Source organism: Algorimicrobium echini (genome assembly GCF_900115185.1).
Lineage (GTDB): Bacteria > Bacteroidota > Bacteroidia > Flavobacteriales > Flavobacteriaceae > Algorimicrobium > Algorimicrobium echini.
On record NZ_FOVN01000004.1, the window covers coordinates 89,614 to 105,202 of the forward strand.

Consider the following 15,589-nt stretch of genomic DNA (forward strand, 5'->3'; position numbering starts at 1 on the left):
TGTAAAAGTTGTACTTGTGACATGTTGTTAATTCGTTGTTAAATATTAATATACTGGGATTTGTTTCGCCTTATGGATGCTTTTTTTTACTTTTGCAAAAATTAAAGAACAATACATGTTATCAGTTTCAAATTTATCGGTTCAATTTGGTAAGCGCGTCCTTTTTGATGAAGTTAGTACTACTTTTAATAATGGTAATTGCTATGGAATTATAGGTGCTAATGGAGCCGGAAAGTCTACATTTTTAAAAATTATATCAGGAAAGCAAGATCCTACTTCAGGACATGTGCATTTGGAGCCTGGTAAGCGTATGTCAGTTTTAGAACAGGATCATAACTTACATGACGATGATACCGTTTTAGAAACTGTAATAAAAGGTAATAAACCACTCTATAAGTTAAAAACGGAGATTGATGCTCTTTATGCAGATTATACCGATGAGAATGCCGAAAAAATTGGTGAACTCCAAGTATTGTTTGAAGAAATGAACGGTTGGAACGCAGATAGCGATGCAGCTGCCATGTTATCTAATTTAGGAATTTCAGAAGAGCACCACTATACCTTAATGAAAGATTTAGATGGTAAACAAAAAGTACGTGTATTATTAGCTCAAGCTTTATTTGGAAATCCTGATGTGTTAATTATGGATGAGCCAACGAACGACCTGGATTATGAAACCATTTCCTGGCTAGAAAACTTTTTGGCAAACTATGAAAACTGTGTCATTGTTGTATCTCACGATAGGCACTTTTTAGACGCAGTTTGTACGCATATATCGGATATTGATTTCGGGAAAATAAATCATTTTTCAGGAAATTATACATTTTGGTATGAATCTTCTCAACTAGCAGCAAGGCAACATGCCCAACAAAACAAAAAAGCTGAAGAGAAAAAGAAAGAATTAGAAGAATTTATTCGTCGTTTTTCTGCCAACGTAGCAAAAAGTAAGCAAGCTACCAGTAGAAAGAAAATGATTGATAAATTAGATATATCTGAAATTAGAAGAACTAGTCGTCGTTATCCTGCTATTATTTTTGAACGGGAACGTGAAGCTGGTGATCAGATTTTAAATGTACAAGGATTAGCTGCTTCTATAGATGGAGAAGTTCTTTTCCAAAATATAGATTTAAACTTAAATAAAGGCGATAAAGTTGTATTGTATTCTAAAGATTCTAGAGCAACAACAGCATTTTATCAAATTTTAAATAATAAAGAAAAACCAGATGCTGGAACTTTTGATTGGGGTATAACAACCACACAATCTTATTTGCCACTTGATAATAGTGAGTTTTTCGAAAATAATTTATCTTTAGTTGACTGGTTACGTCAATGGGCAAAAACAGAGGAAGAACGGGAGGAAGTACATATTCGTGGTTTTCTTGGGAAAATGATTTTTAGCGGTGAAGAAGCCTTGAAAAAATCGAATGTTTTATCAGGAGGTGAAAAGGTACGCTGTATGTTAAGCCGCATGATGATGATGCGTGCTAACGTCCTAATGTTGGATGAACCTACAAATCATTTGGATTTAGAGAGTATTACAGCCTTTAATAATTCGCTTAAAAACTTCAAGGGTACTGTGTTATTTTCAACTCACGATCATGAGTTTGCCCAAACTGTTGCCAACCGTGTGGTAGAATTAACTCCAAATGGTGTTATTGATAGGTATACTACTTTTGATGAATACATGCAGGATCCTAAAATTAAGGAAATGCGTCAGAAAATGTACGCAGTTACAGTATAATTAAAAAAATCTCTAGTGTTTAACTAGAGATTTTTTTTGTTTTGATTTTAAATGTATTTTTCACTAATGAGCTTCAAGCTCCGAAGTCACACTTTCTACAATAGGGATGGCTTCAGATAACTCTTCAATATTAACATATATATCTTGCGAACCAGAAATAGAAGCTCCAAAACCAGCTAGTCGTCCAGATTCACTTTCATCCTTAACAATTGCTGAAATGCCTAAAGCTTCTAGTTTATCAACAATCAATTGAGCAATAATAAAGCTACCAGTGTAAATTTTTTTATAGTCAGAATCCATAATTATAAGTTCAAAATTAATACGCTTAAAGATACAAAATAACCTTGTTATTATTTGATTTTAGGCTAAAATAAGCAATGAAATAAACGACTAATTTCATCAATTTAAACGTTTCACCTGTAAAAAAATGTTCTAAAAAGTTCAGAACGTCATTTTATATAATTATATTTGTTTAATATTAAAATTTTTAAATTATTACAATGAGTAAAGGAACAGTAAAATTCTTCAACGATTCTAAAGGATTTGGATTTATCGTTGAAGATGACACAAACAAAGAACATTTTGTTCACATTTCTGGATTAATTGACGAAATTCGTGAAGGTGATGCAGTAGAATTTGATTTAGAAGAAGGAAGAAAAGGACTGAATGCAGTAAACGTTAAAGTAATATAATTTATATTTAACTTATTGAACACAAAAAACCTCGAATTAAATTCGAGGTTTTTTTATGCCTATTTGTTTTTACTATTTAACGCAACTCTGCTCCTAATTGTTTTTCAAAATTAGTTTGCAACTTATTCATAATCTTATCTATTTGTTTATCGGTAAGCGTTTTGCTTTCGTCTTGAATGGTAAAACTAACCGCATAACTCTTTTTGCCAGCTGGTAAATTCTTACCTTCATATACATCAAACAGATTCACGCCTTTAAGTAATTGTTTTTCTGTTTGTTTCGCTATTTTATATATGCTTTCAAAACTAACAGATTGATCTATTAATAGCGCAAAATCCCGTCGTACTTCTGGGTATTTAGAAATACTAGTAAATGAAATCCGATTATATTTAGCGGTTTCAATGATGGCGTCCCATTTAAAATCCGCAAATAAAACGGTTTGAGAAATACCAAAATGCTTTAAAATGGCTTTCTTAACCAAGCCAAATTCAACTAATTTCGTTTTACCAAAAGACAGGGTTAAGCCTTCGCTAAATACTTGAGATTGGATTGGAGATGCTTTTAATTTATGAATTCCTAAACGTGTTAAAATAGCTTCAACAGTTCCTTTCATATAATAAAAATCACTTGGTTTAGTTTCTGTATTCCAACGGTTTTCATGCCGATTACCTGTAATTAGAACTGATAAGTGTTTGAATTCTTCACGATTATTAGTGAAGTTATGATAGGTTTTTCCAAATTCAAATAATTTTAAATCTTCACGACGACGGTTAACATTGTGGCGAATGGATTCAAGACCCGAAAACAACATAGACTGTCTTAAAACACTTAAATCTGCGCTTAAGGGGTTCAGCATTTCAACATGATGTTCTGGCTTTAAGTCTGAATCTAATTTAATGTAATCTGGTGTTGTTAAAGAGTTGGTTAAGGTTTCAAAGAAGCCTTGAGATACCAACTGATTTCCAACAATGTTTTGAAGCTTATAATCTTCAAACTTAGATGTATTTGAAATAGATGCATTCAGCTTTTCAGTGGTTTTAATATTATTATAACCATATACACGCAGAATTTCTTCAATAATATCAGCTTCGCGCTGAACATCATTACGGAAGGCAGGAACCGTTAAGCCTAATCCGGTTTCTGTAACATTATTAATTCTAATATCTAAAGACATTAATATGCGTTTGATGATGTCTTTGGGAATTTCTTCGCCTATTAAATCTTTGGCATTATCAAAGCTTAAGCGTACTTGAAAATCTTCTATTTTATTTGGGTAAAAATCAATTAAATCACTCGTAACCACACCATCTGTAAGTTCTTCAATTAAAAGTGCTGCCCGTTTTAAAGCGTATTCTGTAATATTTGGGTCTATTCCACGTTCAAAACGAAAGGATGCATCGGTATTTAACGCATGGCGTTTGGCTGTTTTTCTAACACTTACAGGATTAAAATATGCGCTTTCTAAAAAGATACTGGTAGTACTTTGAGTAACACCAGAATCCATTCCGCCAAAAACACCAGCAATACACATAGGTTTTTCAGCATTACAAATCATTAAATCTTCTTCATGAAGTTCACGTTCAACACCGTCTAGCGTAGTAAACTTGGTGCCACTAGGTAGGGTTTTTACTATTATTTTATTGCCTGTAATTTTATTAGCATCAAAAGCATGAAGTGGTTGTCCTAATTCGTGAAGGACATAATTTGTGGCATCAACCACATTATTTATAGGTGTTAGGCCAATGGCCTTAAGTCGGTTTTGTAACCAAGCAGGAGAATCGGCTACTTTAATATTAGATATGGTTAAACCGCAATATCGTGGTGCTAAATTTTTATCAACAACGTCTACATCTATACGTAATGAGCGGTTGTCCACATGAAAGGCGCTAACTGAAGGGGTAATAAGTTCTGTATTAATGTCTTTTTGCGTGAAACCAGCACGTAGATCGCGAGCTACACCATAGTGACTCATAGCGTCAGCGCGATTTGGTGTTAAGCCAATTTCGAAAACCTGATCATTTTCAATTTTAAACACCTCTGCTAATAGGGTGCCTGTTTTTAACTTCTCATCCAAGACCATGATACCATCATGCCCTTTTCCTAAACCTAGCTCATCTTCTGCGCAAATCATTCCATGACTTTCCTCGCCGCGAATCTTACCTTTTTTAATGGTCCATGCTTCTCCAGTTTCTGTATATAGCGTAGTGCCAATAGTTGCAACAGGTACTTTTTGTCCAACAGCTACATTAGGTGCACCACAAACAATTTGCAACGGTGCATCTGTGCTAACAGAAACAGTTGTTATCTTTAATCTATCAGCATTTGGGTGTTGTACACATGTTAATACTTCACCAACAACAATACCTTCAAGTCCACCTTTTACAGATTGAAAGCTGGTAAGGCCTTCTACTTCAAGACCTAAATCGGTTAAAAGCTCACTAGTTTGTTCTGGACTCCAATCCGTTTTAATGAATTGTTTAAGCCAGTTGTAAGAAATCTTCATGAATCATGGGTTAATTAAGTCTGCAAAGATAAAATATTGACACTAGCATTCAAACATTGTTTGTATAAATATGAAGTTCGTAAACTAGCATTTTATATCAAGAGGTAATTTGCCGAATCCCTTCGTAAACGACTATGCTCACTGCGTTAGCTAGATTTAAACTTCTTACTTGTGAGCTAAAAAGAGGTATTTTAAACAGGTTGTCTTCATGTTTTTTTAAAAGTGTTTTTGGTAAACCAACCGATTCTTTGCCAAATATTAAAAAAATATGATCTTCATAAGGAATATCCCAATGGTTTTTTTCGCCATGACTGGATAAAAATGCCATGTTAGCATCTTTATTTTTTATGAAGAAGTCCTCTAAACTCTCATAATAGTGAAGATTTAAATGCTGCCAATAATCTAAACCAGCTCGTTTCAGTCGTGAATCTGTAATTTCAAAACCGAACGGTTTTACCAAATGAAGATTGGATCCAGCTGCTAATGCTAATCGTCCAATATTTCCAGTATTATTTGGTATTTCAGGTTCTATGAGTACAATATTTAAAGGCATTTTTTAATGTGTTTTTTAGTTTGGATAAAAGTGCTTTTTATTTGAGTTTTTATTTCAAATTAAGAAATATAGTTCCAGATGTTCTTGTATTTACTCATTTGTTGGTATGTAAATAAAATAGCTTGGTTATTGGGTTTAGATAAATTGGGGTCTGAGTTTAAAACGTGTTTAGCATAGTAGCGTGCTGTTTTTAAAATGTTACCATCTTTAACAATGTCGGCAATACGTAAATTTAGAACACCACTTTGTTGCGTACCCATAATGTCTCCTGGACCACGTAGTTTTAAGTCGACTTCTGCAATATCAAAACCGTCGTTGGTTCTGGTCATTGTTTCTAAACGCGTTTTGCTGTCGTTACTTAATTTATGGCTCGTCATGAGGATGCAATAACTCTGTTCGGCACCACGACCAACACGACCTCTTAATTGGTGAAGTTGCGAGAGCCCGAAGCGTTCCGCACTTTCAATAATCATAACAGAAGCATTTGGAACATTTACTCCCACTTCTATAACGGTTGTGGCAACCATAATTTGAGTTTCACCTTTTATAAAGCGCTGCATTTCAAAATCTTTATCGGCAGCTTTCATTTGGCCATGTACAATGGAAATTTGATATTTTGGCATTGGAAAATCACGTGAAATACTTTCATAGCCATCCATTAAATCTTTGTAATCCATTTTTTCACTTTCTTGAATAAGTGGATAAACGATATAAATTTGTCGTCCTTTTTCAATTTCATCACGTATAAAACGGAAGACGTCTAACCTGTTTTTATCATAGCGATGTACCGTTTTTATAGCTTGTCTTCCTGGAGGTAATTCATCTATAACTGATATGTCCAAATCGCCATAAACAGACATCGCTAAAGTACGCGGAATAGGCGTGGCTGTCATAACTAAAACATGTGGTGGAATAGCGCCTTTTGGTTCATTATTTTCGGAGGATTGAGTAGGGCTTATTTTTGGTCCTTTGTGCCATAATTTGCTCCGTTGTTCTACACCAAACCGATGCTGTTCATCGATAATTGCGAGACCTAAATTCTTAAATTTCACCTTGTCTTCTAATAGGGCATGAGTGCCAATAAGTATTTGTAATTCGCCATTTTCTAACGCGTGATGAATTTCTTTTCTATTTGAAGTTTTGCTTGAGCCTGTTAGTATTTTTATACTGATATCTAATTGTTTACACCATTCAAGTAATCCGTTATAGTGTTGTACTGACAAAATTTCAGTTGGAGCCATTAAACAGGCTTGAAAACCGTTGTCAAGTGCCATGAGCATTGACATGAAGGCTACAATGGTCTTTCCAGAACCCACATCGCCTTGTAAAAGCCGGTTCATTTGTGCGTGGCTACCTAAATCTTGACGAATTTCTTTTAAAACACGTTTTTGTGCGTTGGTTAATTCAAAGGGTAAATAGGTCTCGTAAAAGGTGTTAAAATAGTTTCCAACTTTTTCAAAAGGAAGTCCTTTTATTTTTGATTTATGAATAAGGTTTTTTAAAATTAATTGGAGTTGAATATAGAATAATTCTTCAAATTTTAATCGGTATTGGGCACGAGCTAAAAGGTCTTGATTTTTCGGAAAATGGATATTGAAAAGTGCATCACTTTTTGAGATTAATTTCTGACTTTCTAAAAGTTCTGGTGATAAGGTTTCAATAAATCTGCCTTTGGTTTCAACAAACAATTGTTGCATTATTTTATTAACCACACGATTCGTGATTCCCTTATTATTCAATTTTTCAGTAGATGGATAAATGGGCTGCATGGCCGAACGTAAACTGGTTTGGTGTTCCGTTAAAAGTTCCATTTCAGGATGTGGCATACTAAATTTGCCACCGTAGAAATTTGTTTTTCCAAAAATAACATAAGGTGTTTGAAGCTTTAAACTGTCGCGAATCCATTTTTGCCCACGAAACCAAACCAATTCCATAGTACCAGTTTCATCTTGAAATGTGGCGACTAATCGTTTACCGCGTTTTTGGGCAATCTCCTCAAACTTTATCAGTTTTCCAATTACTTGGACTTCAGCGTTGTTTTGCTGTAGTTCGTTTATCTTGAAGTATTTGGTTCGGTCTAAATACCGATTTGGAAATAAATTTATTAAGTCTTGATAGGTATGAATACCGAGTTCTTTCCGAAGTAAATCAGCACGATTAGGACCAACGCCTTTGAGGTAATCGATGGGAGTTTGTAAATGGGTATTCATAAAAGCGAATTTAAGTCATTTCAATCAATTCATAAAATGCAAATTTTTGTATTTTGGAGCAGTATTTGCTTAAATTATGCTATGAAATATGTATTTGTTCTTTTAGGTTTTTTATTCAGCAGTATTGTTTTTTCGCAACAAACAGATTTTGTGGATTTTAAACAGATTCAAGCACGCATTGTGCCAGATGTTTCCACTAAAAGTGTTTCGGGAAATCTCACCATTATTTTTGATGTTTTAAAATCTACTGATTCTATTTTTTTAGATGCTCAAAACATCACATTTTCTAATGTGCTGTTGAATGGAAGCACAATTACCTATAAGAATGATGGAAAAAAGCTCATTTTATTTAATCTTTTTAAAGTTTCAAAAGAAAATATTGTAACGTTTCAATATACGGCTACACCAAAAAAAGCATTGTATTTTGTTGGTTGGGATAACGACGCTCCAAATCAAGTCTGGACACAAGGGCAAGGTAAATACACCAGTAATTGGTTGCCAAGTATAGATGATATGAATGATAAAATAGAATTTGATTTAACCGTTGAATTCGATTCAAACTTTAGCGTTATTTCAAATGGAAAACTAATTGATAAGCAGATTAATGGTGCTAACACTATTTGGAGTTATAATATGAATCAACCAATGGCTAGTTATTTAGTGGCTTTAGCTATTGGAAAATATGATAAAAATGAAGACCTATCAGGAAGTGGCATTCCGTTAGAAATGTATTATTATCCTGAAGATTCTCTTAAGGTAGAACCAACCTACAGATATACCAAGCAAATGTTTCATTTTTTAGAAACTGAAATTGGTGTTCCATATCCATGGCAAAATTATAAGCAAGTTCCTGTTCATGATTTTTTGTATTCCGGTATGGAAAATACAGGAACTACCATTTTTGCAGATTCGTTTGTCATAGATTCTATTGCGTTTAACGACAGAAATTATGTAAATGTTAATGCGCACGAATTAGCACATCAATGGTTTGGGAACTTGGTTACAGAAACCTCTGGAACACATCATTGGTTGCAAGAAGGTTTTGCTACGTATTATGCACTATTAGTTGAGCAGGATGTTTTTGGCGAGAATTATTACTATATGCGTTTGTATGAATACGCTCAAGAACTATTAGAGCAAGATAGTCGTAATGAAGGAACTTCTTTGTTGAATCCGAAATCCAGTAGCGCTACCTTTTATAAAAAAGGGGCTTGGGTTTTACACGCCTTACGCGAAAAAATAGGTAATGAGGCGTTTAAAACAGCCGTTAAAAACTATTTACAAATCTATCAGTTTAAAAACGTAGAAACAACCAACTTTATTCAAGAAGTTGAAAAGGTAAGTGGTCAAAATCTAGATGCTTTTGTGGCTATTTGGTTGGAGGCAGATACATTTCCATATAATGTAGCTATGGCAAGTTTGGAGCAATTGGAATATATGCAGGAATTTCTCATGGCGGATTGCGAAGCTAAAAACGCTAAATGCGATTATTACCTAATTGCACCATTGTCTGCTGAAGCAAAAGCTAAAATTGTTGCTCAAGTACCAGAACTGATTTCAGGAGATGTTTTTAATGAGGGTTTAAAAGTGCGTCAAGCCATTGCTAAAAACCTTGTAAAAATTCCACTAACATTAAAGTCGAAATATGAATCGCTATTGACTGATAAATCTTACATTACGATAGAATCTGCGCTTTATAATTTATGGGTTAATTTTCCAGAGAACCGCGCAGACTATTTAAATAAGACAAAATCAATAGTTGGGTTGCCCGATAAAAATGTACGTTTGTTATGGTTGGTTTTGGCGCTTTCTACGCCAGATTATGAAGCCGAAAACAAAAAGCTTTTTTTTGATGAGTTAGTAGCATATACATCGGCAGATTATGGCTTCGAAGTACGTCAAGGTGCATTTTCGTATCTAAATGCTTTACAGGTATTTCCAGAAACCGCTATTGTAAACTTAATAGAGGCTACCAATCATCATAGTTGGCAATTTAAATCGTTTGCTAAAAATGTATTAAATCAGTTGTCAAACACAGAAGAATATGAGCTTATTATACAGCGATTAACTAAAAAAAATCAATAAATATGCGAGCTTTAGTTATTTCAGGAGGAGGAAGTAAAGGTGCATTTGCAGGAGGAGTGGCACAATATTTAATTGAAGAAAAAGGACATGAATATGATTTGCTTATAGGTACCTCAACAGGGAGTTTGCTCGTATCGCATTTAGGGTTGAAAAATGTCGAGAAAATAAAAAACGTATATACCAATGTCAATCAACATGCTATTTTTAATCGTCGTCCATTCACCATCAAGAAGAAAAAAGGGGTTGAAACTATTGGGATTAATCACTTTAATGTCCTTCGAAATTTGTTGCGTGGTAGTAAGACGTTCGGCGAAAGTCACCATTTAAAGAAATTGATACAGAAAACACTTTCTGAAAGCGAGTTTGATATTTTAAAAGCATCACAGAAAGATGTGGTGGTAACGGTTTCAAATTTATCCTTAAACCAAGTGGAATATAAGTCGATTAACGATTTTACATACGATGAATTTTGCGAATGGATTTGGATTTCGTGCAATTACACGCCTTTTATGACATTGGTTAAAAAGGATGGTTGTGAGTATGCTGATGGTGGTTTAGGTTCTATGGTTCCTATAGAAGAAGCTATTAAGCGTGGTGCAACAACGGTGGATGCTATTATTTTACAAACAGAAGTAACAGCTTTTAATAGAATGCCATCTATTAATGCTTTTTCTTTACTTACTAATATGTTTGCGTTTATGTTAGATAGAATTGAAAGTCAAAATGTGCGAATAGGTAAGTTTGTTGCAAATAATCAGAATGCGATTATCAATTTTTATTACACACCAACTGTTTTAACAACCAACTCGCTTGTTTTTGATAAGGAAAAAATGACCAAATGGTGGCAAAGTGGTTTTGAATTTGCTAAATATAAAAACCAAGAAACAAGCCCGTTAGAAATAGAAACCGAAACGAAACCAGAATAATGAAAGCATTAGTTATATCAGGAGGAGGAAGTAAAGGTGCATATGCAGGAGGTGTAGCACAATATTTAATGGAGGAAAAGGGTAAAACGTATGATATGTTTTTAGGAACTTCTACTGGAAGTTTATTAATCCCGCATTTGGCATTAGGAGATATTCCAAAGCTTTATGACATGTACACGAATGTGCAGCAGCATGATATTTTTAGCGTTAGTCCGTTTGTTCAACGTAAAAAAGGCGATAGGGAGTATGTGTCTATTGATTTTGTGAATTCTATCTGGCAGTTTATTCGCAGAAAAAGAACCTTTGGAGAAAGTAAAGCGTTAAGGCGCCATATTAAGCGAAATTTTACTAAAGATGAGTATCTTAAAATCCGATCTGAAAAAAAAGACGTTGTTGCCACGGTTTCCAATTTATCTAAAAATTCGGTGGAATATAAGTCGATTAATGATTGTACTTATGATGAATTTTGTAATTGGATTTGGATTTCCTGTAATTATATTCCGTTTATGTCTATTACAAAAGTCAACGGATTTGAGTATGCTGATGGCGGTTTAGGATGTGTGGTGCCAATTCGGGAAGCCATAAATAGAGGTGCTACAGAAGTGGATGCCATTATTTTAGAAGCTGAAAATATTGAACATAAAAAAGTGCTTGGGAAAAATCCATTTTCATTAATGATTAATCTATTTGGGCATTTATTAAATCAGGTGGAACGGAATGATATTCTTATTGGTAAGTTAGCTGCTAAAAATAGAGGTGTAAAGCTTAACTTGTATTACACACCATCCAGTTTAACAGAAAATTCCTTAATATTTAGTAAGCGACTCATGACCAAATGGTGGCAGCAAGGTTATGAGTATGCAGAAAAACGGCATACAAATTTTAAGGAATAAAGTTGTTTTAAGACGTTATAATATGTGAAGTTAGTTTATTTTTTTATCGGCCTTTATTTATTAACTATATGGCTTTTGGTAAGTTTAAATTTTTTACAAAATTGTTATGTAGTCTATTTCTTGTGTTGCTAAAAAGCACTTAATATAACATGTTTATAAAATAAGGAGCAATGAATAATTATCAAAGGGACGTTGTATTTCTCATTTTAAATGTTTTACAACGCCTCTTACAATAATTATCTACCACATTTCGGCAACTTCCTGTTTAATAAATGATAAAGCGGCATCACTAGGCGCACGCTTTTCCATCATTTCTGTTAGGACTACTTCACGTAGTTTGTTGGCAGAGTCTGTTTTTTCTAGCAAGGCAGCTTTTCTAATAAGTTGCATAGTGGCGTTTTTTGCTGCTGTAATAATATTCCAACAATCGTCCGTCAAATATATTTGCTGGGATAAGTTGTGTTCAAATTCTTGCTCAATACTTTGAATTAATAACGATTCATAATCTTCCTTATTGGCAGAAAGTGGAGCCACACGAATTAGTAATTTTGATGGTGTAATGCGTTCTAAAAAAAGTGCCATTCGCTCATAAGCTTGTAAACGGATAGGCATGGTGTTGGCTTGCATGTCTTTATGTAATAAAAATCGGCGTCTCCCATCTTCATTTTTGGTATGTTCTTTAAAAAAGTAATAGGCAATCATTCCTGTGATAACTGTTGGAACGGCATATAAAAAAAGTTCAAATAATTTTTCAATCTCCATCTTAATAGGTATTCTGTTTATTAATTTTCTAATTTGTTTATGTGACCGCCCAAATATATACAATCTTTTAATTCCTGCATACCGTTAAAAGGAACTGTTGTTTTGTTGTACATGTATGTTCTGTCCAATTCTTTGGTTAAATTATGATCGTCAACATTTACAGCCACATCACTCATTTTAAATTGGCAAGGGTGTTCGTAGCCTGCAGCATGGGTTATTTCAATAAATTCTTTTCTGAATGTTTTAAAATATTGGCCTAATCTTTCTGACTTTAGTGTTGGGTCTATACCACTTTGTAGCCATTTGTTTTGTGTAGCAACACCACTTGGGCACCTATTAGTATGGCACACTTGGGCTTGAATACAACCAATACTCATCATAGCTTCGCGAGCCACGTTAATGCAATCGGCTCCCATGGCAAATGCCATAGCAGCTTTTGCAGGGAAACCTAACTTGCCACTTCCAATAAAAACAATCCGCTCGGTAATATTTCTATTTTTAAACACTTTATATAAATCACTAAATCCATAAACCCATGGTAAAGATACATGGTCCGCAAAGCTAGGAGGTGCAGCGCCTGTTCCGCCTTCGCCACCATCAACTGTTATAAAATCTGGACCTTTTCCAGTCTTTACCATTAAATCGGCAAGTTCTTCCCACTGGTCTAGTTTTCCAATAGCTGCTTTAATACCTACAGGTAGCCCTGTAGCTTCTGCAATTTGCTCTATGAACTCTAACATTTCTGAAACGTTTGAAAACGCAGAGTGATTAGGAGGAGAGAGGACGTCTTTTCCTAACGGAACGCTTCGTATGTCTGATATTTCTTGTGTGATTTTAGCTCCAGGTAAAACACCTCCTTTTCCTGGTTTGGCACCTTGTGAAAGCTTAATCTCAATAGCTTTTACAAACGGGTTTTTATTAACTAATGCCACTAATTTTTCTAAAGAAAACGTGCCATCATCATTACGAACACCAAAATATCCAGTGCCAAAATGAAATATAACATCGCCTCCATGAGAGTGATATGGTGATAAACCACCTTCTCCTGTGTTATGATAGGCATGAGCAATTTTTATGCCTTTATTCATTGATTCTACAGCTTTAGCAGATAACGAACCAAAACTCATAGCACTTACATTAATAACAGAAGCGGGTCTAAACGGTTTTCTACGATTGTTATGGAGGCCCATAACTTTGGCGCATGGTAAAAATGTGTTGTCCGTTGCGTTGGGATGGTTGTCTGAAACTTTATAAGGCATCATGGCATTATTAATAAAAATATGCTGATGGGCATAAATGTCTCGATCGGTTCCAAAACCTTCATAGTTGTTTTCGTGTTTTGCCGAGGCGTATATCCAACTGCGTTCTATACGATTAAATGGTAATTCTTCCCTATTATTGGCAACTAAATACTGTCTTAATTCAGGGCCAATTTTCTCCAACATATATCTAAAATGACCAATTATAGGGAAGTTATGACTAATAGTGTGTCGCTTTTGTAAAAACACATCGCGAATAGCAATTAAAGTTAAAGCAATTAAGATCCACATCCACCAAGATATATTGGCCAAAAAATCAAGGAAAGCATTCATAGATTTAAATTTTTAGGTAAATATATTTAAAATTAATCTTAAAAATTAGATATCTTTATGAAATGGGCAATACTGGAAAAAAGTGGTTAAAAATAGGCTTGGGAATATTAATTGGCGTTTTTATAATGTTGTTTATTGCGCAATGGTATATAAAAAACAAACTAACAAGCTATATTGAAAACGACCTTCCAAAAACCATGAAAGTCTCCTATTCGGATTTAAGTGTTAATATTTTTTCAGGTAGTCTGGAGGTTAATGAGCTTCAATTTTTTAGAATAGGCCAAACTACTAATGATACGCTAATGCAGTTGAAACTACATCAGTTATTAGTTAAAAATGTTGGCTACTGGAGTTATTTGGTGAAAAATACAATTCATGTTTCAGATGTTGCATTAGAGAATCCAACTGTTTACTACAACCACAATCCTAAAGTTCAAAAATCAGCTTATAAATCGGAATCCAATAATTCGTTTGAAAAAACGGTAATTGTGGATGGTTTTAATATGGAAAATGGGCATATTAATATGTACAACTTGGAAACAGATTCCTTAATGCTTCATGTGAAAAACACCCATTTTTCATTGAAAAATATTCGTTTTGATGCAAAGACACAAAAACAAAAAATTCCAATAGCTTATAACGGTTTGCATTTGATGTTTGATAGTTTGTTTTTTAGAATGAGTGATTACGATGACTTAAGAATAGGAAAATCTGAAATTGAGAATAAGCAAATTAACTTGCAAGATGTAACCATAAAAACAAAATACGCTAAAAAAGAATTATCTCGTATTATCCCTAAAGAGCGTGACCATTATAATATAAGAATGGCATCCATAGAGCTAAACGAATTTGATTATGGTTTCCGTCAGGATTCCATCCTTCAAATTAAAAGTCCACAGGTTTTGATAACCGAAATTGATGCAGACATTTATCGTGATAAACTGGTGGCCGACGATATGTCTATCAAGCCACTTTACAGTAAAATGTTACGCGATTTGAAGTTTGATTTAGCAATTGATGAGGTTAAAATTGTAGATACCAAAATTAGTTATTCGGAAAAAGTAAAGGCAGACCGTCAAGCCGGAACGGTTAATTTTAACGATTTTCAAGCCATAATCAAAAATGTCAGTAATACCTATGTGTCACCAGCCAAAACAACATTGGATATACGTACAGAGTTCATGAATCATGCTCCATTGCATGCTAATTGGGAGTTTGATGTAAATAATATGCAGGATAGGTTTTTATTTCAGGCTGAAATAGATTTATTGAAAGCCTCCTATTTAAATACATTTTTACAACCTAATTTAAACGTCCGTTTGGAAGGCGAATTGGAAAAAACCTATCTAACAATTGATGGTAACGACAACTCATCGCAAATTGATTTCAAAACGAAATATGAAAATTTTGATGTGGTAGTGCTTCGCGAAGATGGAAAAGAGAAGAATAAATTTTTATCGGATGTAGTCAATATTTTTGTTTCCAAAAATAGTAACAAACGAAAATCTCAATTTGTAGAAGTAACCAAACAAGGAGTTGAAAGAAATAAAAATCAATCCGTTTTCAATTATATCTGGATTAATACACGAGCAGGTTTGCTTAAAGCCATGACGTTTGAGTAGGATTCCCACT

The 15,589-nt window shown here is 34.1% G+C and carries 12 protein-coding genes; 6 read left to right on the plus strand and 6 right to left on the minus strand.

From position 1 onward, the window contains the following. Positions 1 to 115: 115 nt before the first annotated feature. Positions 116 to 1,741, plus strand: coding sequence for an ABC-F family ATP-binding cassette domain-containing protein (locus BM239_RS10495; protein WP_092208664.1), 1,626 nt, complete (start codon positions 116 to 118; stop codon positions 1,739 to 1,741). Between the two features lie 63 nt (positions 1,742 to 1,804). On the opposite strand, the gene BM239_RS10500 is transcribed toward BM239_RS10495, so the two are convergent. Further along, positions 1,805 to 2,041: a DUF2007 domain-containing protein gene (locus BM239_RS10500; protein WP_092208348.1), complete on the minus strand. Its 237-nt coding sequence runs from the start codon at positions 2,039 to 2,041 to the stop codon at positions 1,805 to 1,807. Between the two features lie 200 nt (positions 2,042 to 2,241). Between BM239_RS10500 and BM239_RS10505 the strand changes: the two genes are divergently transcribed. Next, positions 2,242 to 2,433, plus strand: coding sequence for a cold-shock protein (locus tag BM239_RS10505; RefSeq protein WP_092208350.1), 192 nt, complete (start codon positions 2,242 to 2,244; stop codon positions 2,431 to 2,433). A 76-nt stretch (positions 2,434 to 2,509) separates the two neighbouring features. Here BM239_RS10505 and pheT read toward each other — a convergent pair whose 3' ends face one another. The 3 genes from pheT to recG form a co-directional block, all read right to left on the minus strand. Further along, positions 2,510 to 4,936, minus strand: a complete 2,427-nt coding sequence (gene pheT / locus BM239_RS10510) for a phenylalanine--tRNA ligase subunit beta (RefSeq protein WP_092208352.1) — start codon at positions 4,934 to 4,936, stop codon at positions 2,510 to 2,512. Between the two features lie 97 nt (positions 4,937 to 5,033). Beyond that, on the minus strand, positions 5,034 to 5,489 hold the full coding sequence (locus tag BM239_RS10515; protein ID WP_092208354.1) for a tRNA (cytidine(34)-2'-O)-methyltransferase: 456 nt from the start codon (positions 5,487 to 5,489) through the stop codon (positions 5,034 to 5,036). A 59-nt stretch (positions 5,490 to 5,548) separates the two neighbouring features. Beyond that, positions 5,549 to 7,699 carry an ATP-dependent DNA helicase RecG gene (gene recG / locus BM239_RS10520; RefSeq protein WP_092208356.1) on the minus strand — a complete coding sequence of 717 codons (2,151 nt, stop codon included), beginning with the start codon at positions 7,697 to 7,699 and terminating at the stop codon, positions 5,549 to 5,551. Between the two features lie 81 nt (positions 7,700 to 7,780). Between recG and BM239_RS10525 the strand changes: the two genes are divergently transcribed. The 3 genes from BM239_RS10525 to BM239_RS10535 are packed head-to-tail and all read left to right on the plus strand — an operon-like array spanning position 7,781 to position 11,603. After that, complete coding sequence (locus BM239_RS10525; protein ID WP_092208666.1) at positions 7,781 to 9,784, plus strand: M1 family metallopeptidase; 2,004 nt, start codon at positions 7,781 to 7,783, stop codon at positions 9,782 to 9,784. 2 nt (positions 9,785 to 9,786) lie between these two features. Further along, a complete protein-coding gene (locus BM239_RS10530) occupies positions 9,787 to 10,710 on the plus strand; it encodes a patatin-like phospholipase family protein (protein WP_092208358.1) in 924 nt (307 codons plus the stop codon). Next, on the plus strand, positions 10,710 to 11,603 hold the full coding sequence (locus BM239_RS10535; protein WP_092208360.1) for a patatin-like phospholipase family protein: 894 nt from the start codon (positions 10,710 to 10,712) through the stop codon (positions 11,601 to 11,603). The genes BM239_RS10530 and BM239_RS10535 overlap by 1 nt, the downstream gene beginning before the upstream one ends. A 240-nt stretch (positions 11,604 to 11,843) precedes the next feature. Here BM239_RS10535 and BM239_RS10540 read toward each other — a convergent pair whose 3' ends face one another. Further along, positions 11,844 to 12,365: a DUF7935 family protein gene (locus BM239_RS10540; protein ID WP_092208362.1), complete on the minus strand. Its 522-nt coding sequence runs from the start codon at positions 12,363 to 12,365 to the stop codon at positions 11,844 to 11,846. Positions 12,366 to 12,385: 20 nt separating this feature from the next. Then, positions 12,386 to 13,957 carry an FMN-binding glutamate synthase family protein gene (locus BM239_RS10545; protein ID WP_092208364.1) on the minus strand — a complete coding sequence of 524 codons (1,572 nt, stop codon included), beginning with the start codon at positions 13,955 to 13,957 and terminating at the stop codon, positions 12,386 to 12,388. 62 nt (positions 13,958 to 14,019) lie between these two features. Here BM239_RS10545 and BM239_RS10550 point away from each other — a divergent pair, with 62 nt between their 5' ends. After that, positions 14,020 to 15,579 (plus strand): hypothetical protein, encoded by a 1,560-nt coding sequence (locus BM239_RS10550; protein ID WP_092208366.1) that lies wholly within the window; start codon positions 14,020 to 14,022, stop codon positions 15,577 to 15,579. Positions 15,580 to 15,589: the final 10 nt, after the last annotated feature.

What these genes read in the sequence shown, in the direction of transcription:
- pheT (WP_092208352.1), bottom strand. Translation starts at nt 4,936, where the DNA reads ATGAAGATTTCTTACAACTGGCTTAAACAATTCATTAAAACGGATTGG.
- BM239_RS10505 (WP_092208350.1), top strand. Translation starts at nt 2,242, where the DNA reads ATGAGTAAAGGAACAGTAAAATTCTTCAACGATTCTAAAGGATTTGGA.
- BM239_RS10535 (WP_092208360.1), top strand. Translation starts at nt 10,710, where the DNA reads ATGAAAGCATTAGTTATATCAGGAGGAGGAAGTAAAGGTGCATATGCA.
- BM239_RS10495 (WP_092208664.1), top strand. Translation starts at nt 116, where the DNA reads ATGTTATCAGTTTCAAATTTATCGGTTCAATTTGGTAAGCGCGTCCTT.
- BM239_RS10525 (WP_092208666.1), top strand. Translation starts at nt 7,781, where the DNA reads ATGAAATATGTATTTGTTCTTTTAGGTTTTTTATTCAGCAGTATTGTT.
- BM239_RS10550 (WP_092208366.1), top strand. Translation starts at nt 14,020, where the DNA reads ATGGGCAATACTGGAAAAAAGTGGTTAAAAATAGGCTTGGGAATATTA.
- BM239_RS10545 (WP_092208364.1), bottom strand. Translation starts at nt 13,957, where the DNA reads ATGAATGCTTTCCTTGATTTTTTGGCCAATATATCTTGGTGGATGTGG.
- BM239_RS10515 (WP_092208354.1), bottom strand. Translation starts at nt 5,489, where the DNA reads ATGCCTTTAAATATTGTACTCATAGAACCTGAAATACCAAATAATACT.
- BM239_RS10530 (WP_092208358.1), top strand. Translation starts at nt 9,787, where the DNA reads ATGCGAGCTTTAGTTATTTCAGGAGGAGGAAGTAAAGGTGCATTTGCA.
- BM239_RS10540 (WP_092208362.1), bottom strand. Translation starts at nt 12,365, where the DNA reads ATGGAGATTGAAAAATTATTTGAACTTTTTTTATATGCCGTTCCAACA.
- recG (WP_092208356.1), bottom strand. Translation starts at nt 7,699, where the DNA reads ATGAATACCCATTTACAAACTCCCATCGATTACCTCAAAGGCGTTGGT.
- BM239_RS10500 (WP_092208348.1), bottom strand. Translation starts at nt 2,041, where the DNA reads ATGGATTCTGACTATAAAAAAATTTACACTGGTAGCTTTATTATTGCT.